Source organism: Kitasatospora sp. NPDC059648, assembly GCF_042734825.1.
Taxonomy (GTDB): Bacteria; Actinomycetota; Actinomycetes; order Streptomycetales; family Streptomycetaceae; genus Kitasatospora.
Genome location: NZ_JBHWDU010000014.1, coordinates 89757 through 113788, shown reverse-complemented (window position 1 = coordinate 113788; position 24032 = coordinate 89757). Strand labels below are relative to the sequence as shown.

The window sequence follows — 24032 nt, the reverse complement described above, 5'->3', positions numbered from 1 at the left end:
GGCGGTCCGGCGGAGCCGCCGACCGGGGGCCTGGGGCGGCCGCCGCGCGCCCCGTCGAGCGCCGGGTACGGACCCACTCCGGGACCAGCCCGGACAAACCGTGCCGTTGTCGCTATGCGCTCGATCACAGCGGCGCGTTCTGTAGCTCTCCGCCCCACCGCGCGGCCCCGGTTCGCACTAACGTCGCCCCCATGACAGTGACTCCCGACCGGCCCACGCCGAACGCCGCTGCCGACTCCCCGAGACCGACCATCATCGACCGCTTCGTCACGGCCAACCGCGAGTACGCGGTGACCTTCCGGGACGGCGGCATGGACGCCCGTCCCGTCCAGAAGATCGCCGTGGTGGCCTGCATGGACGCCCGCCTCGACCTGTTCGCGGCGCTCGGCCTCGAACTGGGCGACGCCCACGTCATCCGCAACGCCGGCGGCGTCGTCACCGACGACACCATCCGGTCCCTGACCATCAGCCAGCGCGCCCTGGGCACCCGCTCGGTCGCGCTGATCCACCACACCGGCTGCGGCCTGCTCGGACTCACCGAGGACTTCCGCCGGGAACTGGAGCTGGAGGTCGGCCAGCGCCCGCAGTGGGCGGTGGAGTCCTTCGTCGACCTGGACGGCGACGTCCGCCAGTCCATGCAGCGGGTCCGTACCTCCCCCTTCCTGCCGCACACCGACGACGTCCGCGGCTTCGTCTTCGACGTCCACACCGGGCTGCTGCGCGAGGTCCGGTAGCGGGCCCCCCGAGCGGGCGGGCAACAGCATTCGGCGACGGCCGAATGGTGACTTCTGGCCGCCGAACGGGGGAGAATGCGCCTGCCGGTCAGGCCCCGAACCACCTGGGGCGGCCGGGCCGCAGGCCGCCAACCCGGCGCCGGATCCCCATCGGAACCGCCTCCGGGACGGTCGCGTCAAGCATGGGGTGGGGTCCGGCCTCGGGTGAGGCGGGCGCAGCGTGCCAGGGAGCGTAAACGGGTGACGAGCTACAGCGATCAGGCCGGTCTCGGCAGTCCTGCGGGGGGCGAACAGAGGGCGAACGGGTACCAGCGGATCGGGCTCCCCGAACTCGCTGCGGTCGTTGACCGGGTCCGCGCCAACATCGAGAGCGTGATCGAGGGCAAGCCTGAGGCGGTCCGGATCGCCCTGACCGTGCTGCTCGCCGAAGGCCACCTGCTTCTGGAGGACGTGCCCGGCGTCGGCAAGACCATGCTGGCCAAGGCGCTCGCCAGGTCCGTGGACTGCACCGTGCGCCGCATCCAGTTCACCCCCGACCTGCTGCCCTCGGACGTCACCGGCACCAACATCTACGACCAGCAGCGGCACGACTTCGAGTTCCGCCCGGGCGCGATCTTCGCCCAGATCGTGGTCGGCGACGAGATCAACCGCGCCTCGCCCAAGACCCAGTCCGCGCTGCTGGAGTCCATGGAGGAGCGCCAGGTCACCATCGACGGCACCAGCTACGAGCTGCCCTCGCCGTTCATGGTGGTGGCCACCCAGAACCCGGTCGAGATGGAGGGCACCTACCCCCTCCCGGAGGCCCAGCGGGACCGCTTCATGGCCCGGATCTCGATCGGCTACCCCAGCCCCGAGGCCGAGTTCGCGATGCTCGACGTGCACGGCGGCACCAACCCGCTGGACGACCTCCAGCCGGTCGCGCACGCAGCCGACATCCTCAAGCTGGTCGACCTGGTCCGCACCGTGCACATCGCCGACCCGGTCCGCCGCTACGCCGTCGACCTGGTCGGCGCCACCCGCACCAGCCCCGAGCTGCGGCTGGGCGCCTCGCCGCGCGCCACCCTGCACCTGGTCCGGGCCGCCCGCGCCGCCGCCGCGCTGGACGGGCGCGACTACGTCACCCCGGACGACATCCAGCGCCTGGCCGTCCCGGTCCTGGCCCACCGCCTGATGCCGACCGCCGAGACCCAGCTCGGCCGCCGCAGCTCCGAGCAGATCGTGACCGACCTGGTCGCCCGGCTGCCGCTGCCGCGCCCGCAGGGCGGCCCGGCCGTCCGGAGGGGCTGAGGTGGCCCCGTCCGACCCGTCCGGCGGACTGCGGGCCGGACTGCGCGGCCTCACCACCCGGGGCCGCTCCTTCCTGGCGGCCGGCCTGACCGCGGTGGTCTGCGCCTACGTGCTCGACCAGGACGCGCTGCTGCGGGTCGGCGTGCTGCTCGCCGCCCTGCCGCTGGCCGCCGCCCTGGTGGTCGCCAGCACCCGCTACCGGGTGGCCAGCGGACGCCGGCTCAGCCCGCACCGGGCGATCGCCGGCCAGGAGGCCCGGGTCCACCTGCGGGTGGACAACGTCTCCCGGGTGCCCACCGGGCTGCTGCTCCTGGAGGACAAGGTCCCGTACGTGCTCGGGCCGCGCCCGCGCTTCGTGCTGGACCGGGTCGAGCCGCGCGGCTTCCGTGAGGTCTCCTACCGGGTCCGCTCCGACCTGCGCGGCCGCTACCCGCTCGGGCCGCTGCAACTGCGGCTGTCCGACCCGTTCGGGATGTGCGAGGTCAACCGCGGCTTCGCCGCCTCCGACGTGCTCACCGTCGTCCCCCAGGTGCAGACGCTGCCGCAGGTACGGCTGACCGGTGAGTGGATCGGCCAGGGCGAGAGCCACACCCGTACGCTGGCGCTGGCCGGGGACGACGACGTGATCCTGCGCGAGTACCGCCCCGGCGACGACCTGCGCCGGGTGCACTGGCGCTCCACCGCCCGGTACGGCGAGCTGATGGTGCGCCGCGAGGAGCAGCCGCAGAAGGCCCGGGCCACCGTCCTGCTGGACACCCGCGAGGTGGGCCACCGGGGCAGCGGCCCGGCCTCCTCCTTCGAGTGGGCGGTCGGCTGCGCCGCGTCCGTCGCCGTGCACCTGCTGGAGCGCGGCTACCAGACCCAGTTGCTCACCGACACCGGTCAGTCGGTGCCGGGGCCCGGCGCCGGCGGCCAGAACCTCGCCGCCGACACCTCCGGGCTGATCCTGGACGCCCTCGCGATCGCCGACCTGTCCGACGGCGCCGGGCTCTCCCGTGCCGAGGAGCCGCTGCGGGCCGGCGGCGAGGGCCTGCTGGTCGCCGTCCTCGGTGACCTGGACCAGGCCCAGGCCGCCCGGCTGGCCAAGCTGCGCAGCCGCACCGGCGGGGCCATCGCCCTCCTCCTCGACACCGGCACCTGGGCCGGCCTGCGGATGATCGCCCCCGACACCGGCGGCGACCCGTTCCGCGAGCGGGTCCGGGAGCTGCGCGCGGCCGGCTGGACGGTCCTGCCGGTCCGGGCCGGCGACTCCCTGCCGGACCTGTGGCGGGCCGCCGACGGTGCCAAGACCACCGCCCCCTACCGAGAAGAGGCCGGCGCGTGACCACCCGGGCCAAACTGACCGTCTACTCGGCGCTGGCCACCGTCCTCGCCTCGCTGTGCATGCTTCCGCTGCTGACCACCCGCAGCTGGCTCACCCACGCCGTCCTGGTCGTCGGGGTGATCTCGGCCGTCGGTGTGGGCGTGCGCCGATCCCCGCTGTACCGCTGGTCGGTGCCGGTGGCCCAGGTGCTGGTGCTGCTCCTGCTGGTGCTGATCGGCTTCGCCGGCTCCGGCATGACCGCGGGCGTGCTGCCCGGGGCGAACGCGCTGCGCGTGCTGAGCCGGGTGTTCTCCTCCGGCATCGACGACATCGGGCAGTACGCCATCCCGGCCCCGCCGACGGCGGGCCTGCGGCTGATCCTGGTCTCCGCGGTCGGCCTGATCGCCGTGCTGGTGGACACCATCGCGGTGACCTACCGGCGCGCGGCGCTGGCCGGTCTGCCGCTGCTGGCGCTGTTCTCGATCGGCAACGCCCTGGCCGGGGAGCACGGCAGCTGGGTCTGGTTCTGCCTCGCCGCGGCCGGCTACCTGGCGCTGCTGTTCGCCGAGGGCCAGGACCGGGTCTCCCGCTGGGGCCGGGTCTTCCGCGGCGGCGCGCGCGGCACGGTGTCCTCCAACCACGTCAGCCTGGGCGGCCAGCAGGTCGGCGTCCTGGCGCTCGCGCTGGCGCTGCTGCTGCCGGTCTTCCTGCCGCGCTGGGACCTCGGGCTGCTGGGCTCCGGCTCCGGCGGGTCGTCCGGCAGCGGCACCGGGGGCAGCGTGGCGACCAGCCTCGACCCGCTGGTCAGCCTGGAGTCCGCGATCACCAAGCCGAGCAACAACGAACTGCTCAGCTACACCCTGGACAGCGACCTCGCCGACCAGATCTACCTGCGCACCGGCTCGCTGGACCAGTTCGACGGCGCCAACTGGAAGCTCAGCAGCGCCGTGGTCCGCGACCTCCCGGTCACCCTGCCCGCGCCCGAGGGCCTGCACGACCCCAACGTCCCCCGGATCAAGGGCGACTTCCAGGTGGGCGACCAGCTGGAGAAGAGCTGGCTGCCGATGCCGTACCCGGCCGCCTCGGTCACGCTCCCCGACCGCAACGACTGGAAGCTCGACCCGATGACCGGCACCGTCGTGCCGGTCGGCGACAAGGCGATCCGCGGGCTGCACTACCAGGTCAGCGCGCTGGACCTGCGGCCCACCGCCGACGAGCTGCGCACCGCGCCGCTCGCGCCCCAGGACGTCCGGGAGCGCTACACGGCCCTCCCCTCCGACCTGCCGTCGGTGGTCGCGGACCAGGCCAGGGCCGTCACCGCCAACGCCCGCAACGACTACGACCGGGCGACGGCGCTGGTGAACTGGTTCACCGGACCGCAGTTCAAGTACGACACCTCGGTCGAGGGCGGCACCGGCAGCAACGCGATCGCGGTCTTCCTGCGCGACCGCCGGGGCTTCTGCGTGCACTTCGCCTCCACCATGGCGGCGATGGCCCGGGTGCTGAAGATCCCGGCCCGGGTCGCGGTCGGCTTCACCCCCGGTGACACCAAGGACGGCAAGCGCTACTCGGTCACCGGCCGGATGTACCACGCCTGGCCCGAGCTGTACTTCTCCGGCTACGGCTGGATGCGCTTCGAGCCGACCCCGAGCCGGGGCGTCCCGACCCGCTACACCGAGGCGTCCAGCGCCCCGACCACGGCGCCCACCCAGCAGCCGACCGCAGCGGCGACCAGCGCGGCCGCCGCCCCGGCACCGTCCAGCAGCTCGGACTGCACGGCCAAGCAGCGCCAGCTGGGCGACTGCGGCCCCAAGGGCAAGGTCGTCAGCCAGGCCGCCGAGGAGTCCTGGCTGCTGTCCGGGCAGGTGCTCGGCACCCTGGCCGTGGTGCTGGCACTGATCGCCCTGCTGCTCGTCCCGATGTTCTGGCGCACCGCCGTGCGCCGTCGCCGGCTCGGCGGCGGGCGGCGCCGACCCGGCGGGGACGGCCCGACCGAGCTCACCGACACCCAGGTGCTGGCCGCCTGGGACGAGCTGGTCGACTCCGCCTGGGACCTCGGAATTCCCCCGGACGAGTCACGCACCCCGCGCTCCGCCGCTCGACGGATCACCGAGACGGCGCACCTGGACGCGGAGGCGGCGGCCGCCGCCGGGCGACTGGCGCTGGCCACCGAGCGGGTGCTCTACGCCCCGGCCGGGCAGGCGACCACGGCACCGCTGGCCGCCGACGTCCGCACCGCCCGACGCGCCCTCCAGGCCGACGCCGGCCGGCGCGGTCGGATCCGGGCGCTGCTGCTGCCGCCGTCCTCGGCCCAGCTGTGGTGGCGGATCTCCGACGAGGTGCGGGCGGCCCGCACGGCCGTCGCCACCCGCACCGGCCGGGCCGTCGAGGCGGTCACCGGCCCGGTGCGGCGGGTGTTCACCCGGCGCGAGCGGTCAGGCCCCGGGGCCTGACGGGACGCGCGAGAGCCGGGGCGGGCAGTCGATCGACTGCCCGCCCCGGCTCTCGTTCGCAACGGTCCTCGGAGGTCCTGGGGTGGTCCTGGCCCGGCTGCCGTCCCGGCCCTGACCGGTACGGCTCAGAAGCCGCCGGTCTGCTCGTCCCGGCGGCGCTGCCAGCGCTGCTCCACGCGGTCCATCATCCCGGCCTTGCGGCGCGGGGCGGCGGCCTGGCGGGGGCCGGAGCCCTGGCCCGCGGGCCCGCGGCGCCAGCCGGTCACGGCGAACACCGCGCACCCGAGCATCACCAGGAACCCCACGACGCTGACCCAGATCTGGTCCGGAACGACCATGCCGCCCATCAGCAGACCGACCCCCACCACGAATCCGGCGACGGCCAGGTAGACCCGCCGACGGGTGTAGGTGCGCAGCCCGGTTCCCTCAAGCGCCGACGCGAATTTGGGATCTTCGGCATACAGCGCTCGCTCCATCTGGTCGAGCAGTCGCTGCTCGTGCTCCGAGAGCGGCACGGAGTCCTCCTACTCGTCGGTCGCGGGTGCGACCGGTCCGCCACCCCGGTCGGGGAGGCCAGTCCAATCAGCCTTGGGCACGCGGTCGGACGCCCGTGTGGGGGACCCGGCCCGTGTCGTCCATATGCCCCACGCGTCCGGCTGTCATGCTTTCCGGCTTTACCCAGATCATACGGTCCGTGGGCCCGTTACGGGGTGGTCTGCGCCGCGTGGGCCGGGCCACTTCGAGCGGCCGGGGCCGCACCCCGCTCAACGCCGGACCGCCCGTACAAGTGCCCGAGCCGATGGGATCGACCCGGACCTGGGGGAGCTTCGCGGGCGCACCCGCACGAGGAGCGGGAGTCCGGGGGCCGTCGGGGGAGCGAACCGCCGCCGTGCGGTGCGCGAACCGTACGACGGCGGGCGGGGGATCCTGGGTGTCGCGGGGGCCCCGGTCCGCTCCGGGAAGGGGCCTCAGGCCAGGGTGGCCAGCAGGTGCAGCTGGGTGGCCACGGCGTGGAAGGCCGGCTGCGCGGCGGCGGCCTCCTCCAGCTTCAGCAGCGCCTCCATCGCGCCCGGCTCGGTGTCCACCAGCACCCCGGGCACCAGGTCGGCGAAGACCCGGACGCCGTGCACCGACTCCACCCGCAGGCCCGCGCCCTCGGCCAGCCGGCCCAGCTCCTCGCCGGTGAAGCGGCGCGGCATCGGGTCCTGCTCGCCCCAGCGGCCGTCGACGGCGGAGAGCACCGTACGGGCCTCGGCGAAGTGGCCGGCCAGCGCACGGGCCAGCACCGCGCCGTTGCGGTTGGCGGCCAGCAGGCTGACCAGGCCGCCCTTGCGCAGGGTGGCGGCCAGGCTGCCCAGCGACTCGGCCGGGTCGTCAACGACCTCCAGCACGCCGTGGCAGAGCACCGCGTCCACGGTGCCGGGCGCGACCAGCTCGGGCAGCGTCTGGGTGTCGCCCTGGACGGCCCGGACCAGGTCCGTCACCCCGGCCTCGGCGGCCCGGCGCTCCAGCGCGAACAGCGCGTCCGGGCTCGGGTCGACCACGGTGACCCGGTGGCCGAGCTTGGCCACCGGCACGGCGAAGTTGCCGGTGCCGCCGCCGGTGTCGACCACGTCCAGCACCGGCTGGTCCAGCTCGGCCGCCCGCTTCTCCAGGGCTGTCCGCACCACCTCCCAGACCACGGCGGTACGCAGGGCGCTGCGGGGACGCGTCGGGTACAAGGTGGGGCTCCTTGGCACGTGCAGATCGATCAGGTTCCCTCCACCTTATGCCTGACGGATGGCGGCTTCGCCCGCGCCGCCCGGCTCCCCGCCGTCGAGCGGCAGGCGTGGTGCGGGCGGGGCCGGGTGCAGGCCGAGCAGGCGCTCGACCAGGCGCAGGAACAGGGCCGAGTTGCGGATCAGGTCGTCCGCGTCGCGGGCCGAGGCGGCGCCCCGGATCCCGGCCTCGGCGGCGGCCCGGCGGCGGGCGCCGGCGCCGTAGTAGAGCGCCCATTCGGCCAGTTCGGGGGCCACCTCGGGCAGCACCTCCCAGGCGCTGCGGATCGCCTTGCGCCGCCGCGGGTTCTTCTCCGGGCGCCCGCGGACGGCCAGTACGGCCGCCACCGTGCGCAGGGCGGCCAGGTGGGCGGTGGCGTAGCGCTCCAGCGGGTCCTCCAGCGCGCGGGCGCGGGCCAGCGTGCGGTGGGCGTCGGCGAGCAGGTCGAGGGCGGCCGGCGGCGCGGCGATCCGGCGCAGCACCGGGTGGACGTCCCGCCCGGCCGGGCGGCCACCGGGGACGTGCGGAAGGGCGGCGGAGTGGAGGCGGGCGGTGACGGGCTCAGGACGGCTGATGGTCATGGTCTCCCCCGTTCCGAGGCAGCGCGCGGACCGGGTGGTCCGTGCTCCCCCATCGTGAACCGCACCACTGACAATCCGGCGCCGGGAACGGGCGTACCGGCGGCGGTCGCGGTCCCCCCGGTCCGCGCCGCCGCCGTCTGCCGTCGCCCCGCCCACCCCCCACCGGGCGGCGGTGGCGAACTCCCCCCGTTCTCCCCCGTACGGTGACCGGTCTCCCCCCGGCCCGCTCCGCCGCCCCGTGCCGGCGGTGCGGGGCCCGAGACCGGCGCCCGTTCGCGGATCTCGGCCGCCGTCCCCCAGGCCCTCCCGGCCGGGGGGACGGACGGATCCGCCACCCGGGACGGCGGCGCCCGACGCGCCGTCCTCCCGGGTGCCACTACTCTCCCGTCCCAGCAGGTCGGAGGCCATCCGCTGACGTACTCAACCGCGGATCTGAGTACCCGTACTCAGTCGGCCCCGGTCCCGTCGGACGCGGAACCGCGGCGGTGGCCCGCGACGTCCCGGGTCCCGGTACGGTACGGCGGGGCCGGGTGGTCCCGGCCGGGGCCGGAGGGCCCGGAGGAGCGAGGAGGGGGACGCGATGACGGTCCTGCCGCTGATCTTCACCAGCGGTCTGGCCAGCGGCATCAACGCGTACGCGGTGGTGCTGCTGCTCGGCCTGCTGGGCCGGTTCGCCGGGGCGGAGTCGGTGCCGCACCCGCTGGAGCGCACCGACGTGCTGGTCGCGGCGGCCGTGCTGTTCCTGCTGGAGGCGGTCGCCGACAAGATCCCCTACGTGGACACCGTCTGGGACGCCGTGCACACCGTGATCCGGCCGATCGCCGGCGCCGTCGTCGGCGTGCTGATCGCGAGCAACGACCCGGGCTCGCTCGGCGAGGTCGCGGCCGGGGCGATGGGCGGCACCACCGCGCTGGTCACCCATCTGGTCAAGGCCTCGCTGCGGATGGCCGTCAACATCTCGCCCGAACCGGCCAGCAACATCGTGGTCAGCCTGCTGGAGGACCTCTCGGTGGCCGGCCTGGTCACCCTGGCGATCTTCCACCCCTGGGCGGCCGCCTCGATCGCCGCGGTGCTGCTGGCGGCCGGCCTGCTGCTGGTCCGGCTGCTGATCGGCCGGATCCGGGCGTTCCGGGCCCGCCGCCGCGAGCGCAGGGCCGCCAGGGCGGCCGCCGAGGGGGCTTTCGCGGGCCGGACGTAGCCGCGGCCTAGGATCGGGTGCCATGGCACGGATCGTCATCATCGGCGCAGGAATGAGCGGGCTCGCGGCGGCCTCCCGGCTGGCGACCCTCGGCCACCGGGTGACGGTCTGCGAGGCGGGAGGCACCTACGGCGGCATGGTCGGCCGGTACGAGCGCGACGGCTTCGCCTTCGACACCGGGCCGGGCCTGCTCACCCTGCCGGCGGTCTACCGCGACCTCGCGCTGAAGACCGGCCGGGAGCCGCTGGAGGACCTGGTCGACCTGGCGCCGGTCGACCCGGAGAGCCGGCACCTGTTCCCCGACGGCAGTGACCTCGCCCTGCCCAACGCCTCCCGCGGCGGCGTGGGACAGGCCCTGGACGCCGCCTTCGGGGCCGGCTCCGGCGAGCGCTGGAACGCGATGGTCAACCGCGGCCGGACGGTCTGGGAGGCCACCCGCCGCCCGCTGCTGGAGGAGCCGCTCCCGGCCGACCCCACGCCGCTGCACGCCGACCCGTACCCCGTCCCGCCCAGGCGGGGCCTGGCCCGGCTGCGGCCCTCCGGCCGATGGACGCTTTCCGATGTCGCCGCCCGGGAGCTCGGCGGTCACCCGGGCCTGACCGCCCTGCTGGCCGAGCACGCGCTGCGCTTCGGGTTCGACCCGTGGAGCACCCCGGCATCGGCCACCGTGCTCCCGTACATGGAGCAGTCCTTCGGCGTCTGGTACGTCAGGGGCGGCCTGCGCGCGCTGGCCGACGCGGTGTACCGCCGCTGCGAGCAGCGCAAGGTCGAGTTCCGCTTCGACACCCGGGTCGAGCAGGTGCTCACCGCGGACGGCCGCGCCCGCGGGATCGACACCACCGCCGGCCCGGTCGAGGCGGATGTCGTGGTCTCCGCACTGGACGCCAACGTGCAGTACCACGAGCTGACCGGCACCGCCGGGACCCCGGACGACCGGCCCGCCTCGGCGCACCGCGCCGAGGACGTCCCCGGCCGGGTCGTGGTGCTGCTGGCCCTGCGCGGGGAGCGCCCGGCGGGCACCGTGCACCGCACCGTCGTCCACGCGGCCGACCCGGCCGCCGAACGGGCCGGGATCTTCGACCGGGGTGCCCCCCTCGCCGAACGCCCGACCGTCCAGGTGCTCCGACCGGACGACCCCTCGCTGTACCCGGCGGGCCACCACACCGCCGTCCTGACCGCGACCGTCCCCTCCGCCAGGACTCACGACTGGGCGGCCCCCGGTGCCGCCGACCGCTTCGCCGACCGGATGCTCGCCCACGCGGACGCCGCCGGTCTCGGCCTCGGTGAGCGCGTGCTGTGGCGGGTGGTCCGCACCCCGGCCGACACCGAACGCGAGCAGGGCTCCCTCTTCGGCGCCGTCCCCCGCCCGGCCCTGCCCGGCGCCCGCGGCGCCTACCTCCAGGCCGCCACCGAGGAGTACCCGGGCTACTACCTGATCGGCGGCGCGGCCCACCCCGGCGGCGGGCTCGCCAGGGTCGGCATGTCGGCCTGCATCACGGCCAACCTCATCGGCCCGGCCTAGCCGGGACGCGTCTTCCGGATCACGCGCCAGGGCCGTCCTCAGCCCTGGTGCCAGCTGTTCTGCTGCTGGTAGCCGTAGCCGCTCTGGTCGTAGGCCGGCTGCTGCGGGATGCCGTGGCCCTGCTGGTCGGGCTGGGGCTGCCACTGCTGCTGGTGCTGCTGGGGGGCGTTCGGGTCCCAGGCCTGCTGCGGGTAGCCCTGGTACGGGTCCTGGGGCTGCTGCTGGTAGCCGCCGTACGGGTCCTGCTGCTGGGCGTAGCCGCCGTAGGGGTCCTGCTGGTCGTAGGCGTAAGCGGGCTGCTGCTGGGTCTGCCAGTGCTGCTGGTCGTAGCCGGACTGGTAGGCCGGGGCGTACGGGTCCTGCGGCTGCTGGGCCTGCTGCTGCTCGTAGTAGGACGGGGCGTAGACGCCGTCCTGGGCCAGCTCCTGCATGTCGAAGGCGGCGGTCCGCTCGACCGCCGGGGCCTCCTCGGCGACCGGCGCCGCTCCCGCCTCCGGCTCCTCGACGGGCGCCGCGCCCGGGGCCGCGGCCTCCTCGACCGCGCTGACCTCACCGACCCGCTTCTGCTCCGCCGCCGCGACGGCCGCGACCGCCGCGCCGCCGGTCAGGGCGCCGAGCAGGGGCACCTTGGCGAGCGGACCGGGCAGGCTGCCGTCGGCCTTCCGCAGGGACCAGCCGGTCCGGTAGCCCTTCTTGACCGACAGCGTCACGAAGGCCTGGCCGACGGCGAACAGGCCCGCTCCGGCGCCGATCACCACGACCGAGCCGAGGCCCATCCCGACGGCCACGCCGAGGAAGCCGGCCAGGGCGAGCACCCGCCAGTGCAGCGGCGCCCGGTTCTGCAGCAGCACCTCGGCCACCAGCCAGAGCGCCACCACCGCCAACGCGACGTACAGCAGCAGGTATCCGATGCCCATCCGCGCGCTACCTCCAGTCGCGTGCCCGCGCGCGCCGCGCGTGTGCGGCGACTGTACCGGTTCAACGGCCGGGGTACCGCATCGCGTTCCCGCCGTGGGCGGCACCGGACGCACACGACCGAGCCCGCCACTGCGGAACGGTGACGGGCCGGTGAACGCAACGTCGGGCCGTGGGCGACACACGCCCTACGGGCGCTGGTGGAGCCCCAGGTTCTGGTAGATCTCCAGCGTCGCCGTCGAGTGGTTGAGCGTGATGAAGTGCAGGCCGGGCGCACCCTCGGCGAGCAGCCGTTCGGCCATCGCGGTGGCGTGCTCCATGCCGATCGCCCGCAGCGCCGCCGGGTCGTCGACGGCGGCCCGCAGCCGGGCCTCCAGGTCGGCCGGGAAGGCCGAGCCGCTGAGCTGGGGGAAGCGCTCCAGCTGCTTGGCGTTGGTGACCGGCATGATCTCCGGGATGATCGGCGTCTCGCAGCCCGCCGCGGTGACCCGGTCGCGGAACCGCAGGTAGTCGTCCACTTCGAAGAACATCTGGGTGATCGCGTAGTCGGCGCCGGAGCGGACCTTGGCGATGAAGTGCCGGATGTCCTCGTCCCAGTCGGACGATCGCGGGTGCATGTTCGGCGAGGCCGCGACGCCGACGCAGAAGTCACCGATGCCCCTGATCAGCTCCACCAGCTCGTACGCGTAGGTGACGCCCTCCGGGTGGCGGACCCACTCGCCCATCGGGTCGCCGGGCGGGTCGCCCCGGACCGCGAGGACGTTCCGCACTCCCTGGTCGGCGTACTGGCCGATGATGTTGCGCAGTTCGGCGACCGAGTGGTCCACCGCGGTCAGGTGGGCTACCGGGGTGAGCGTGGTCTCGGTGGCGATCCGGCCGACCATGTTGACGGTCCGCTCGCGCGAGGAGCCGCCGGCGCCGTACGTCATGCAGACGAAGTTCGGGTCCAGCGGTTCGAGTCGACGGATGGCGTCCCAGAGCTTCTGCTCGCCCACCTCGGTGCGGGGCGGCATGAACTCGAAGGAGAAGGAGCGCTTTCCGGCCGCCAGGAGCTCGCGGACCGTGAGTGCGCGGTCCGGTCTCGTGGAGGCGATGCCGAGTGCCATGCTGGCAGGTTATCGGGCCGCCGAAGGGGCCGGACAACTCGATTCCACGATTCGGGACAAGTAGTGGACGCTCTTCCGCTTCCGTTCCGCCGACCCCTCGGGCCCCCGCCGGCCCGCTCGCACGCCCGTTCCCGGCCGCCCCGCTACGCTTGCTGCACCCCCAGCGAACCAGCGGAGCCTCATCGTGACCTCGTCCAGCAACCGGCCGGCCAACCCCATTGACGTGGAGGACGTCCGCACGCGCGTCAACGCCGCCCTCGCCGCGTTCATGGACGACCAGTCCGCTCTGCTCGGCAAGATCTCGCCGCAGCTGGTGCCCGCCGCCGACGCCCTGCGCGACTTCCTGCTGGACGGCGGCAAGCGGCTGCGCCCCGCCTTCTGCTACTGGGGCTGGCGCGCCGCCGGCGGGCCGGCCGGGGGCGAGGGGATCGCCAACGCGGCCGCCGCGCTGGAGCTGCTGCAGGCCAGCGCGCTGGTGCACGACGACCTGATGGACCGCAGCGACACCCGCCGCGGCCTGCCCTCGGTCCACCGCCGCTTCGAGGCGCTGCACCGGGACAACGGCTGGCGCGGCGACCGCCAGCAGTACGGCGCCTCGGCCGCGGTGCTGCTCGGCGACCTGCTGCTCATCTGGTGCGACGAGCTGTTCCTGCGCTCGGGCCTGGACCCGGCCGCCGTGCTGGCCGCCAAGCCCGTGTTCGACCTGATGCGCACCGAGGTCATGCTCGGCCAGTACCTGGACGTGCTGGAGCCGGTGGCCGGCGACTCGGCCGACGAGGGCGCGCTGGAGCGGGCCCGGACCGTCCTGCACTACAAGTCGGCGAAGTACACCATCGAGCGGCCGCTGCAGGTCGGCGCCCTGCTCGCCGGGGCCGGGCCGGAGCCGGTCGAGGCGCTCGGGGCGTTCGGGCTGCCGCTGGGCGAGGCCTTCCAACTGCGGGACGACCTGCTCGGCGTCTTCGGGGACCCTGCCGTCACCGGCAAGCCCGCCGGGGACGACCTGCGCGAGGGCAAGCGCACCCTGCTGGTCGCCCACGCGATGCGCGCCCTGCCGCAGGCGGACGCCCGGCACCTGGACGCCCGGCTCGGCGCGCCGGACCTGGCCGCCGAGGAGGTCGCCGAGCTGCGGGAGCTGGTCGCCCGCAGCGGCGCGCCCGAGCTGGTGGAGCGGCGGATCGAGGAGCTGATGGACCAGTCGCTGGCCGCCCTGGCGGCGGCGCCGCTCGCCGACGAGCGGGCCCGTACGGTGCTGCTGGCACTGGCCGAGGCCGCCACCGTCCGCAAGTACTGACGGCGACGGCCCCGGAGGACGGCCCGGGGCGGACTCAGGCGGCGCGCACCCGGCGGGCGAGCTCGGCGGCGGCGGCCCGCGGGTCCTCCGCCGCAGTGATGGCCCGGACCACGACGATCCGGCGGGCGCCGGCGGCCAGCACCTCGTCCACGTTGCCGAGGTCGATCCCGCCGATCGCGAACCACGGCCGGTCGGTGGCCCGCTTCGCCGCGTACGAGACCAGGCCGAGGCCCGGCGCCGGGCGGCCCGGCTTGGTCGGGGTGGGCCAGACCGGGCCGGTGCAGAAGTAGTCCACGCCCGGCTCGGCGACCGCCGCGTCCACCTCGGACTCGGCGTGGCAGGAGCGTCCGATCAGCACGTCCTCGCCGAGGATCGCCCGGGCGGCCGCCACTGGCAGGTCGTCCTGGCCGAGGTGCAGCACGTCCGGCCGGGCCGCGTGGGCGACGTCGGCGCGGTCGTTGACGGACAACAGCTTGCCGTGGCGGCGGCAGGCGTCGGCGAAGACCTCCAGCGCCGCCAGCTCCTGCTTGGCCTCCAGGCCCTTGTCGCGGAGCTGGACGATGTCCACCCCGCCGGCCAGCGCCGCGTCCAGGAACTCGGCCAGGTCGCCCTGTTCACGGCGGGCGTCGGTGCACAGGTAGAGCCGGGCGTCGGCCAGGCGGGACCGCGGGTCGGTCATCACAGGGCCATGGCCTGGGCGCGGCGCTTGACCTCGGTCGCGCGGTTCTCCCACAGCGCCTGCACCGGGGTGCCGGGCAGCGTCGGGTCCTCGGTGAACATCCACTCGACGATCTCCTCGTCGGAGAACCCGCTGTCCCGCAGCACGGTCAGCAGGCCGACCAGGTGCTTGACCGGGCCGCTCTCGTCGATGAACGCCGCCGGGACCTGCAGCGACTTGTTGGGACCGCGGCGGACCGCGATCAGGTCACCCTTCTTGACCATGTTGCGGACCTCGGTGACCAGCACACCCCACCGCTCGGAGATGTCGGGCAGGTACAGCCACTCGGGGACCAGGGCGTCAGTCTTGGCATCGATCTCACTCACGGCACCAGACTGCCACCTCGGCACCTCCCGGCGCTAAGCGGTGGCCCCCTTGAGTGCGACCGCCGGGTCCGCCGCCAGTGCCCGGTCCAGCGCCGCCCCGCGCTCGATCAGCTTCCGGCCCTGGGTGAGGTCGCGCGGCCGGTCCACCGCGAGCAGCGCGCTGGGCACCCCGTCACGCAGCCACAGCACCGACCAGGCGGCGTCCCGCGGGCTGCCGCGCCACAGCAGCTCGTCGCCCTCGGCGTGGCGGCCCGCGTACTGGACCATCCGCCCGAACTGCTCGGACCAGAAGTACGGCACCGGGTCGTACGGCGTGTCCGCCCCGAGCACGGCGGCGGCCGCGGCCCCGCCCGACTGCAGCGCATTGTCCCAGTGCTGGACGGCCAGCCGGGCGCCGGAGCGGGCCGACGGGTAGCTGGCGCAGTCCCCGGCCGCGAACACCCCGGGCAGGCCGGTGCGCAGCCGCCCGTCCACCACGACCGCGCCGGAGGCGTCCAGCTCGACGCCCGAGGCGGCCAGCCAGCCGGTCGCGGGCCGGGCGCCGACGCCGACCACCACCTCGTCGGCGGGCAGGTGGGAGCCGTCCGCCAGCAGCACCGCCCCGGGCTCGACGGCGGCCACGCCGACGCCGCAGCGCAGTTCGACCCCGGCCTCGGCGTACCAGGCGGCCATCGCCGAGCCGACCTCGGTCGGCAGCGCGCCCGGCACCGGCGCCGGACCGGCCTCGACCACGGTGACCGCGCAGCCGGCCTGCCGCGCGGCGGTGGCCACCTCGGCGCCGATCCAGCCCGCGCCGACCAGCACCAGCCGCAGGCCGGGGCGCAGCAGCGCGCGCAGCGCCAGGGCGTCGTCCACGGTGTGCAGCAGGTGGGCCCGCTCGGCCCCGGGCAGGACGCGCGGGGTCGCGCCGGTGGCGATCACCAGGGAGCCGTAGGGGAGGTCGCCGCCGTCGGTGTGCAGCACACCGGGGGTGAGGCCGGTGGCGCGGCGGCCGGTGAGCAGCTCGATGCCGAGCCCCTCGTAGTCGATGTCCAGGGTGGTGGCGTCGGCCTTGCCGAGCAGCACGTCCTTGGAGAGCGGCGGCCGGTCGTACGGCGCGTGCGGCTCCTCGCCGACCAGGACGATCCGCCCCCGCCAGCCGCCCTGCCGCAGCTTCAGGGCGCACTGCGCTCCGGCCAGCCCGGCTCCGACGACGACCACCTGGTCCGTTCCGCTCAGCTCTGCCACGCCCGTCACTGTACTCAGTGCCCGGGCGGGCCCCGACGGCCGTCCGCCCCTCGTCCGCCCCTCGTCCGCTCCTCGTACGGCCCTTCGGCCGGGCCGACCCCCGGCGTTAAGGTGGGGGCACCACACGGGAGCCCGGCGAACCGGGCTGAGAGGCGGGCTGGCACGGCCCGCGACCGTCCGAACCTGATCCGGGTCATACCGGCGAAGGGAGGAGAGCAGCTTTGTCACGCTTGCCAACGGGCAGCCGCGCCGACGTGCTGGTGATCGGCGGGGGCGTCATCGGCCTCGCCGTCGCCTGGCGCGCCGCGCAGCGCGGGCTCGGGAACGTGGTCGTGGTCGACCCCTCCCCCGGTCGCGGAGCGGCCGCGGTCGCGGCCGGGATGCTCGCCCCGGTCACCGAGCTGCAGTACGGCGAGGAGCCCCTGCTGCGTCTGGGCATGGCCTCCAACGAGCGGTACGCGGCCTTCGCCGCCGAGCTCGCCGAGGCGAGCGGCGGCGAGGACACCGGCTACCGCCGGTGCGGCACGATCGCCGTCGCGCTGGACTCCGACGACCGCGAGGAACTGCGCGAACTGCACGCCTTCCACCAGCGGCTCGGCCTGGAGTCGAGCTGGCTGACCGGCCGGGAGGCCCGCAAGCTGGAGCCGATGCTCGCCCCCGGCGTGCGTGGCGGCCTGCACGTCGCGGACGACCACCAGGTGGACCCGCGCCGGCTGCTCACCGCGCTGGTGCTGGCCGGTGACCGGGCGGGCGTCGTGGGGCGGCGCGCCGAGGCCGTCGAGCTGCTGGTCGAAGGCGGCCGCGCGGTCGGCGTCCGGCTGAGCACCGGGGAGAGCCTGATCGCCGAGCAGGTCGTCCTGGCCGCCGGGCCGCACAGCCACCGGCTGCCGGGCCTGCCCGAGGGGGTGCTGCCCCCGGTCCGCCCGGTGAAGGGGCAGGTGCTGCGCCTCCACGTCCCCGACGCCTACCGGCCGTTCCTCTCCCGAAACGTCCGCGCGGTGGTGCGCGGCCGGCACCTCTACCTGGTGCCCCGGGAGAACGGCGAGCTGGTCATCGGCGCGACCACCGAGGAGCAGGGCTACGACACCACCGTCACCGCCGGCGGGGTGTACGAACTCCTGCGTGACGCGCACGAGTTGGTCCCGGGCATCACCGAACTCCCGCTGCGGGAGACGGCGGCCGGGCTGCGCCCCGGATCGCCGGACAACGCCCCGCTGCTGGGCCCGACCTCGCTGCCCGGGCTGGTCGCCGCCACCGGCCACTACCGCAACGGCGTGCTGCTCACCCCGGTGACCGCCGACCTGCTCGCCGACTACCTGGCGACCGGTGAAGTCCCCGAGACGGCAAGGCCGTTCACGCCCACCCGGTTCTCCCCCGACGCCCCCACCACGAAGGCCTCCGCATGACCGAGACCACCCCGACCGAGATCGCCCTGACCGTCAACGGCGAGCCCCGCCGGCTGCCCGCCGCCACCACCCTCGCCGAGCTGGTGGCCACCGTCAGCGCCGCCAACACGGGTGTCGCCGCCGCCCTCAACGAGGCCGTGGTGCCGCGCAGTTCGTGGCCCGTGACGCCGCTGAACAGCGGCGACCGGATCGAGATCCTCACCGCCGTCCAGGGAGGCTGAACCAGTGGCCGACGACCTTCTCACCATCGCCGGGACGACCTTCTCCTCCCGGCTGATCATGGGCACCGGCGGCGCGCCGAGCCTGGAGGTCCTGGAGCGCGCCCTGCTCGCCTCCGGCACCGAGCTGACCACCGTGGCCATGCGCCGGGTCGACGCCACCACCCAGGGCTCCGTCCTGGACGTGCTGACCCGCAACGGCATCCGCGTCCTGCCCAACACGGCCGGCTGCTTCACCGCCGGAGAGGCCGTGCTGACCGCCCGGCTGGCCCGCGAGGCGCTCGGCACCGACTGGGTGAAGCTGGAGGTGATCGCCGACGAGCGCACCCTGCTGCCGGACCCGATCGAACTGCTGGACGCCGCCGAGACGTTGGTCGACGACGGCTTCACGGTGCTCCCGTACACCAACGACGACCCGGTGCTGGCCCGCAAGCTGGAGGACGTCGGCTGCGCGGCCATCATGCCGCTGGGCTCGCCGATCGGCTCCGGTCTGGGCATCCGCAACCCGCACAACTTCCAGCTGATCGTGGAGGGTGCGGGAGTCCCGGTGGTCCTGGACGCGGGCGCCGGCACCGCCTCCGACGTCGCGCTCGCGATGGAGCTGGGCTGCTCCGCGGTGATGCTCGCCTCCGCGGTGACCAGGGCTCAGGACCCGGTGCTGATGGCCGAGGCGATGCGGCACGCGGCGGAAGCGGGGCGGCTCGCCCACCGGGCCGGCCGCATCCCGCGACGCTTCCACGCCGAGGCCTCCTCCGCGATGGCCGGCCGCGCCGACCTGGACACCCGCGAGCGGCCCGCCTTCGGGTCCGTGTAGGGCATGTCACAAGCCGGTCCCGGAGCGGTGTCCGCCGGGACCGGCGTCCGCCCGCCCCACTACACTCCCCCGGGTGGACATGGCATTGCACGACCCCCTGATCGGTACCCTGCTCGACAACCGGTACCGGGTCGAGCAGCGCATCGCGACCGGAGGGATGTCCACCGTCTACAAGGGCACCGACACCCGGCTGGACCGGGTGGTCGCCCTCAAGGTGATGCACCCCCAGCTGGCCGGGGACGAGGGCTTCACCGCCCGCTTCATCCGCGAGGCCAAGGCGGTCGCCAAGCTCACCCACCCCAACGTGGTCAACGTCTTCGACCAGGGCGCGGACGGCGGAAACGTTTTCCTCGCCATGGAGTACGTGCCCGGCCGCACCCTGCGCGACCTGCTGCGCGACCGCGGCGCGCTGTCGGTGCGGGCCGCGCTGGACGTGCTGGAGCCGGTGCTCGCCGCCCTCGGCGCCGCCCACCGCGCCGGGCTGGTCCACCGGGACGTCAAGCCGGAGAACGTGCTGATCACCGAGAGCGGTCTGGTCAAGGTCGCCGACTTCGGCCTGGTCCGGGTACTCGGCAGCGCCGACGGCGCGCCCACCTCGACCAGCACCGCCACCGGCGGCACCGTCATGGGCACGGTCTCCTACCTGGCCCCCGAGCAGATCCTCCCGGACGCCCCCACCGACCAGCGGGTCGACGTCTACGCGGCCGGCATCCTGCTGTACGAGATGCTCACCGGCCGCCGCCCGCACACCGGCGACAACCCCGTCCAGGTCATGTACAAGCACCTGCACGAGGACGTCCCCGCTCCTTCGCTGACCGCCCCCACCGTCGCCCCCGCACTGGACGCCATAGTGGCCGGCGCCTGCGCGCGGGCCGTCGAGGGCCGCCCGTACGACGCGGTGGAGCTGCTCGCCGCCCTCCAGCGGGTCCGCCGCACCCTCACCCCGGCCGAGCTCGACGCCGAGCCGCCGGCCTCCACCCGGCCCAGCCCGCGCTACCCGACCAGTGAACCGACCTCGGTGATCCAGCCGCTGCCCCGGCCCGCCGACTCCCCGGCGCCGGAGCGCACCAGCGTGCTGGACGTGCCGGCGGAGGTGATGGACGAGCTGCTCGCCGAGCCCCGCCCGTACGACGAGCCGACCCCGGTCCGGGTGAAGCGGCCGAGCCGGCTGCGCCGCGTCCCGCGCAAGCCGCTGATCTGGGCGTCCGCGCTGACCGCCCTGGTGCTGGCGGTCGGCGGTGCCACCTACGGGATCTCCGAGGGGCTGTACGGCTCGGTGCCGGGCGTGCTCGGCAAGGACCGGGGCGAGGCCCAGCGGATCCTGGACGACGCGGGCATGCACGGCAGGTTCGTCGAGGCGTTCAGCGAGTCCGTCCCGGCCGGGCAGGTGATCTCCACCGACCCCGGGGTCGGTGCGCGCACCCGCAAGAGCGACTCGGTGACGGTCACCGTCTCCAAGGGCCCCAAGCGGATCGCGGTGCCGGACGTGACCGGCAAGGGCTCGGACGACGCGGCCGCCGCGCTGGCCGCCGCCCGGCTGACCAGGGGCACGGTGACCCAGGCCTACAACGACACCGTGCCGGAGGGCTCGGTGATCAGCAGCTCGCCGGCCGCCGGGCAGATGCTGCAGGAGAACGCCGCGGTCTCGCTGGTGGTCAGCAAGGGCATGGTGCCGGTCCCGGACGTCACCGGGATGGGCCGGGACGACGCACAGAAGGCGCTGCAGGCGGCGGGCTTCACCATGAAGGCCTCCACCGACTGGACGCTCGGCATGGGCAAGGTGAGCGGCCAGTCCCCGGCGGCCGGCGAGCGGCGCCCCCAGAAGACCGTGGTGACCGTCAACTTCTCGCTGTTCTGACGGGCCCGGGGCTCAGCGCAGCGGCCCGTCGCCCGGCTCCTCCTGGTAGGAGTAGCGCTGCTCCCGCCACGGGTCGGCGAGGTTGTGGTAGCCGCGCTCCTCCCAGAAGCCGCGCCGGTCGGCCCGCATGTACTCCACCGCCCGCACCCACTTGGGACCCTTCCAGGCGTACAGCTTCGGCACCACCAGCCGTACCGGGAAGCCGTGCTCGGCGGTCAGCGCCTCGCCGTTGCGGTGGGTGGCGAGCAGGGTGCGGGCGTCGGCGAAGTCGGTCAGCCGCAGGTTGGCGCTGTAGCCGTACTCGGCCCAGACCATGACGTGGGTTACGCCGGGCGCCGGGGGCACCAGGTCGAGCAGGAGGGCCGCGGGCACGCCCGTCCACTCGTTGCCGAGCACGGAGAACTTGGTGACGCAGTGGAGGTCCGCGACCACGGTGGTGCGCGGCAGGGCGTTGAACGCCGCGAAGTCCCAGCTGTGCTTCTCCGCCGAGGCGGTGGCGCCGAACACCTGGAGGTCCCAGGTCAGCGGCTTGAAGCGGGGCACCGGCCCGTAGTGCAGGGCGGGCCAGCCGCGCTGCACGCGCTGTCCCGGGGGGAGCCTCGGGTCAGACGGCGGAATCGGTTCTCGTTCGGACTGACCCATGGCTCCATGGTGACAGACGGCGGACGAGCCCCGGCGCGCGCCCCTTGGCCCCGGTTCACGCCCCGCCCGTACGGGCCAACGGTCGATCGCACACCCCCAGATCACCGCCCAAATCGGATATTCCGCCACATGTCCCAGTGAGTGTGAACTTACTGGAATTTCCCGCCGATACGGTGCCAGGATGCCCAGCGCAGGACTCACCGCAGGACTCACCGCAGGACGTAACGCAGGGAGGCAGCACCATGCAGGGCGACCCGGAGGTCATCGAGTTCCTCAACGAGCAGCTCACGGCCGAGCTCACCGCGATCAACCAGTACTTCCTGCACGCCAAGATGCAGGAGAACCTCGGCTGGACGAAACTCGCCAAGTACACCCGGCACGAGTCCTTCGACGAGATGAAGCACGCCGAGACCCTCACCGACCGGATCCTGTTCCTGGACGGGCTGCCCAACTACCAGCGGCTGTTCCACGTCCGGATCGGCCAGACGGTCAAGGAGATGTTCGAGGCGGACCGCCAGATCGAGGTCGAGGCCATCGACCGGCTCAAGCGCGGGATCGTGGTGATGCGGGCCAAGAACGACGTCACCTCGGCGAACATCTTCGAGGACATCCTGGCCGACGAGGAGCACCACATCGACTACCTCGACACCCAGCTGGAACTCCTGGACAAGCTCGGCGAGGCCCTCTACATCGCCCAGCTGATCGAGCAGCCGGAGTCCTAGGCGGCTCCCGGTCAGGCCACCCGCAGCGGGACCACCGGGGCGATCGGGCCCGGCTTCGGGGCGGCCGGCGCCGGCACGTCCTGGGCCTGCGGCTCGGCGAGGCCGAGCTTCGCGGCCAGCCGGGCGGTCGGGCAGGGCCGGGCGCCGTGCTCGCCGAGCAGCGCCTGGATGCGGCGGACGCAGGACCCGCAGTCCGTGCCGGCCTTGCAGCCCTTGGCTATCCGGCGCGGGGTGTCGGCGCCCCCGTCGATCGCCTTCTTCACCTGGTCCTCGGTGACCGCATGGCACATGCAGACGTACATCGCGGTCTCTCCCGGGGGGCGCAGCGCAGGTGAAGCGCGGAGTGGATCTTGACTAAGGCTTGCCTTAGTTCACTAAGCCTCACCTTACCCGGTGGACCGGGTGTGAAAAAGCCCCTCCGGCTTCGGGAGTCCCGAATCCGGAGGGGCCTTCGTCACAGTCGTTCGCCGCCCGCCTCCGAGCGGCTCGGGGCGGCAGCCCGCCGGCTCACTGGCCGCGGTACATCTCCGCCACCAGGAACGCCAGGTCCAGCGACTGGCTGCGGTTGAGCCGCGGGTCGCAGGCCGTCTCGTAGCGCTGGTGCAGGTCGTCGACCAGCACCTCGTCGCCACCGCCGACGCACTCGGTGACGTCGTCGCCGGTCAGCTCCACGTGGATGCCGCCCGGGTGGGTGCCGAGCGAGCGGTGCACCTCGAAGAAGCCCTTGACCTCGTCCAGGACGTCGTCGAAGCGGCGGGTCTTGTGACCGCTGGAGGCCTCGAAGGTGTTGCCGTGCATCGGGTCGCAGATCCACACCGGCTTGGCGCCGGAGGCGGTGACCTTCTCCACCAGGGCGGGCAGGTGGTCGCGGATCTTGCCCGCGCCCATCCGGGTGATGAAGGTCAGGCGGCCGGGCTCGCGCTCCGGGTCCAGCTTCTCGATCAGGGTGAGCGCCTCGTCCACCGAGGTGGTCGGGCCCAGCTTGACCCCGATCGGGTTGCGGATCTTGGAGGCGAACTCGATGTGCGCGTGGTCCAGCTGCCGGGTGCGCTCACCGATCCACACCATGTGGCCGGAGACGTCGTACAGGTCGCCGGTGCGCGAGTCCACGCGGGTCAGCGCGGTCTCGTAGTCGAGGATCAGGGCCTCGTGCGAGGAGAAGAACTCGACGGTCTTGAACTCCTCCGGCGCCACGCCGCAGGCGTTCATGAACGCCAGGGCGTTGTCGATCTCCCGGGCGAGCTGCTCGTAGCGCTGGCCGGCCGGCGAGTTGCGCACGAAGTCCTGGTTCCAGGCGTGCACCTGGCGCAGGTCCGCGTAACCACCGGTGGTGAAGGCGCGCACCAGGTTCAGTGTCGCGGCGGACGCGTTGTACATCCGCTTCAGGCGCTCCGGGTCCGGGATGCGGGACTCCGGGGTGAACTCGAAGCCGTTCACCGAGTCGCCGCGGTAGACCGGCAGGGTCACGCCGTCCCGGGTCTCGGTCGACTTCGAGCGCGGCTTGGAGTACTGGCCGGCGATCCGGCCGACCTTCACGACCGGCACCGAGGCGGCGTACGTCAGCACGGCCGCCATCTGCAACAGCGTCTTCAGCTTGTTGCGGATGTGTTCCGCCGAGACGCCGTCGAAGGCCTCGGCGCAGTCGCCGCCCTGCAGGAGGAACGCCTCCCCGCGCGCCACGGCTCCGAGCCGGGCGCGCAGCTGGTCGCACTCGCCGGCGAAGACGAGCGGCGGATAGGAGGCGAGCTCAGCAAGGGTCTTGCGCAGAGCCTCTTGGTCCGGCCATTCAGGCTGCTGCGCCGCGGGCAGGGACTGCCAGGAGTGGCCAGTCCTCGTTGTCTCAGTCGTAGCGGTCACACGGCAAGGCTACGGGGTCGCGCGAGCGATCCGTGACCATTGCCCGAGGGGTGAGACACGTCTCGGACAATGCCCGGCACCGGCCTCACCCGCCCG

Annotated in this window: 23 protein-coding genes and 1 riboswitch; of the genes, 12 read left to right on the top strand and 11 right to left on the bottom strand. The window is 74.2% G+C overall.

What is annotated here, in order from left to right:
- Positions 1–191 precede the first annotated feature (191 nt).
- From ACFV1W_RS12005 to ACFV1W_RS11990, 4 genes are all read left to right on the top strand, one after another.
- Positions 192–734, top strand: a complete 543-nt coding sequence (locus tag ACFV1W_RS12005) for a beta-class carbonic anhydrase (RefSeq protein ID WP_380415515.1) — start codon at positions 192–194, stop codon at positions 732–734.
- 240 nt (positions 735–974) lie between these two features.
- Positions 975–2021 (top strand): AAA family ATPase, encoded by a 1047-nt coding sequence (locus ACFV1W_RS12000; protein ID WP_380415513.1) that lies wholly within the window; start codon positions 975–977, stop codon positions 2019–2021.
- Between the two features lies 1 nt (position 2022).
- Complete coding sequence (locus tag ACFV1W_RS11995) at positions 2023–3345, top strand: DUF58 domain-containing protein (protein WP_380415511.1); 1323 nt, start codon at positions 2023–2025, stop codon at positions 3343–3345.
- Complete coding sequence (locus ACFV1W_RS11990) at positions 3342–5777, top strand: transglutaminaseTgpA domain-containing protein (RefSeq protein ID WP_380415509.1); 2436 nt, start codon at positions 3342–3344, stop codon at positions 5775–5777. Before ACFV1W_RS11995 ends, ACFV1W_RS11990 begins: the two co-directional genes overlap by 4 nt.
- Before the next feature lie 125 nt (positions 5778–5902).
- Here ACFV1W_RS11990 and ACFV1W_RS11985 read toward each other — a convergent pair whose 3' ends face one another.
- The 3 genes from ACFV1W_RS11985 to ACFV1W_RS11975 all read right to left on the bottom strand — a co-directional run bounded on the left by ACFV1W_RS11985 (position 5903) and on the right by ACFV1W_RS11975 (position 8116).
- A complete protein-coding gene (locus tag ACFV1W_RS11985; RefSeq protein ID WP_380415507.1) occupies positions 5903–6292 on the bottom strand; it encodes a DUF3040 domain-containing protein in 390 nt (129 codons plus the stop codon).
- 453 nt (positions 6293–6745) lie between these two features.
- Positions 6746–7498 (bottom strand): methyltransferase domain-containing protein, encoded by a 753-nt coding sequence (locus tag ACFV1W_RS11980; RefSeq protein ID WP_380415505.1) that lies wholly within the window; start codon positions 7496–7498, stop codon positions 6746–6748.
- Positions 7499–7543: 45 nt separating this feature from the next.
- Complete coding sequence (locus ACFV1W_RS11975) at positions 7544–8116, bottom strand: SAV_6107 family HEPN domain-containing protein (protein ID WP_380415503.1); 573 nt, start codon at positions 8114–8116, stop codon at positions 7544–7546.
- A gap of 580 nt (positions 8117–8696) precedes the next feature.
- Between ACFV1W_RS11975 and ACFV1W_RS11970 the strand changes: the two genes are divergently transcribed.
- Together ACFV1W_RS11970 and ACFV1W_RS11965 are read left to right on the top strand one after the other, a co-directional pair.
- A complete protein-coding gene (locus ACFV1W_RS11970; RefSeq protein ID WP_380415502.1) occupies positions 8697–9314 on the top strand; it encodes a DUF4126 domain-containing protein in 618 nt (205 codons plus the stop codon).
- A gap of 22 nt (positions 9315–9336) precedes the next feature.
- The gene (locus tag ACFV1W_RS11965; RefSeq protein ID WP_380415501.1) at positions 9337–10836 is read left to right on the top strand and encodes a phytoene desaturase family protein; all 1500 of its coding nucleotides are present in this window, start codon (positions 9337–9339) and stop codon (positions 10834–10836) included.
- Between the two features lie 38 nt (positions 10837–10874).
- Here ACFV1W_RS11965 and ACFV1W_RS11960 read toward each other — a convergent pair whose 3' ends face one another.
- Positions 10875–11753 carry a hypothetical protein gene (locus ACFV1W_RS11960; RefSeq protein ID WP_380415499.1) on the bottom strand — a complete coding sequence of 293 codons (879 nt, stop codon included), beginning with the start codon at positions 11751–11753 and terminating at the stop codon, positions 10875–10877.
- 186 nt (positions 11754–11939) lie between these two features.
- Positions 11940–12857 carry a methylenetetrahydrofolate reductase [NAD(P)H] gene (gene metF, locus ACFV1W_RS11955; RefSeq protein WP_380415497.1) on the bottom strand — a complete coding sequence of 306 codons (918 nt, stop codon included), beginning with the start codon at positions 12855–12857 and terminating at the stop codon, positions 11940–11942.
- 184 nt (positions 12858–13041) lie between these two features.
- Here metF and ACFV1W_RS11950 point away from each other — a divergent pair, with 184 nt between their 5' ends.
- Positions 13042–14148: a polyprenyl synthetase family protein gene (locus tag ACFV1W_RS11950; protein ID WP_380415496.1), complete on the top strand. Its 1107-nt coding sequence runs from the start codon at positions 13042–13044 to the stop codon at positions 14146–14148.
- A 34-nt stretch (positions 14149–14182) separates the two neighbouring features.
- On the opposite strand, the gene thiE is transcribed toward ACFV1W_RS11950, so the two are convergent.
- Genes thiE through ACFV1W_RS11935 form a run of 3 tightly spaced genes read right to left on the bottom strand, consistent with a single transcriptional unit; the run spans position 14183 to position 16428 of the window.
- Positions 14183–14827 carry a thiamine phosphate synthase gene (gene thiE, locus ACFV1W_RS11945; protein WP_380415494.1) on the bottom strand — a complete coding sequence of 215 codons (645 nt, stop codon included), beginning with the start codon at positions 14825–14827 and terminating at the stop codon, positions 14183–14185.
- Positions 14827–15192, bottom strand: a complete 366-nt coding sequence (locus tag ACFV1W_RS11940) for an Rv2175c family DNA-binding protein (RefSeq protein ID WP_380415493.1) — start codon at positions 15190–15192, stop codon at positions 14827–14829. The genes thiE and ACFV1W_RS11940 overlap by 1 nt, the downstream gene beginning before the upstream one ends.
- A gap of 33 nt (positions 15193–15225) precedes the next feature.
- Positions 15226–16428 carry an NAD(P)/FAD-dependent oxidoreductase gene (locus tag ACFV1W_RS11935; protein ID WP_380415491.1) on the bottom strand — a complete coding sequence of 401 codons (1203 nt, stop codon included), beginning with the start codon at positions 16426–16428 and terminating at the stop codon, positions 15226–15228.
- Positions 16429–16533: 105 nt separating this feature from the next.
- A riboswitch (TPP riboswitch) is annotated at positions 16534–16646 on the top strand.
- Here ACFV1W_RS11935 and thiO point away from each other — a divergent pair.
- The 4 genes from thiO to pknB all read left to right on the top strand — a co-directional run bounded on the left by thiO (position 16641) and on the right by pknB (position 20715).
- Complete coding sequence (gene thiO / locus ACFV1W_RS11930) at positions 16641–17825, top strand: glycine oxidase ThiO (protein ID WP_380415490.1); 1185 nt, start codon at positions 16641–16643, stop codon at positions 17823–17825. It overlaps the preceding riboswitch by 6 nt.
- Positions 17822–18046 (top strand): sulfur carrier protein ThiS, encoded by a 225-nt coding sequence (thiS, locus tag ACFV1W_RS11925; protein WP_380415488.1) that lies wholly within the window; start codon positions 17822–17824, stop codon positions 18044–18046. The genes thiO and thiS overlap by 4 nt, the downstream gene beginning before the upstream one ends.
- Before the next feature lie 4 nt (positions 18047–18050).
- Complete coding sequence (locus ACFV1W_RS11920) at positions 18051–18857, top strand: thiazole synthase (protein WP_380415486.1); 807 nt, start codon at positions 18051–18053, stop codon at positions 18855–18857.
- A 79-nt stretch (positions 18858–18936) separates the two neighbouring features.
- Positions 18937–20715, top strand: a complete 1779-nt coding sequence (gene pknB, locus ACFV1W_RS11915; RefSeq protein WP_380415544.1) for a Stk1 family PASTA domain-containing Ser/Thr kinase — start codon at positions 18937–18939, stop codon at positions 20713–20715.
- Positions 20716–20727: 12 nt separating this feature from the next.
- Here pknB and ACFV1W_RS11910 read toward each other — a convergent pair whose 3' ends face one another.
- The gene (locus tag ACFV1W_RS11910) at positions 20728–21357 is read right to left on the bottom strand and encodes a sulfite oxidase-like oxidoreductase (RefSeq protein ID WP_380415484.1); all 630 of its coding nucleotides are present in this window, start codon (positions 21355–21357) and stop codon (positions 20728–20730) included.
- Positions 21358–21599: 242 nt separating this feature from the next.
- Here ACFV1W_RS11910 and bfr point away from each other — a divergent pair, with 242 nt between their 5' ends.
- A complete protein-coding gene (gene bfr, locus ACFV1W_RS11905) occupies positions 21600–22079 on the top strand; it encodes a bacterioferritin (RefSeq protein ID WP_380415482.1) in 480 nt (159 codons plus the stop codon).
- 11 nt (positions 22080–22090) lie between these two features.
- Here bfr and ACFV1W_RS11900 read toward each other — a convergent pair whose 3' ends face one another.
- Together ACFV1W_RS11900 and ACFV1W_RS11895 are read right to left on the bottom strand one after the other, a co-directional pair.
- A complete protein-coding gene (locus ACFV1W_RS11900) occupies positions 22091–22381 on the bottom strand; it encodes a bacterioferritin-associated ferredoxin (RefSeq protein ID WP_380415480.1) in 291 nt (96 codons plus the stop codon).
- Between the two features lie 205 nt (positions 22382–22586).
- Positions 22587–23936 carry a class II 3-deoxy-7-phosphoheptulonate synthase gene (locus ACFV1W_RS11895; protein ID WP_380415478.1) on the bottom strand — a complete coding sequence of 450 codons (1350 nt, stop codon included), beginning with the start codon at positions 23934–23936 and terminating at the stop codon, positions 22587–22589.
- Positions 23937–24032: the final 96 nt, after the last annotated feature.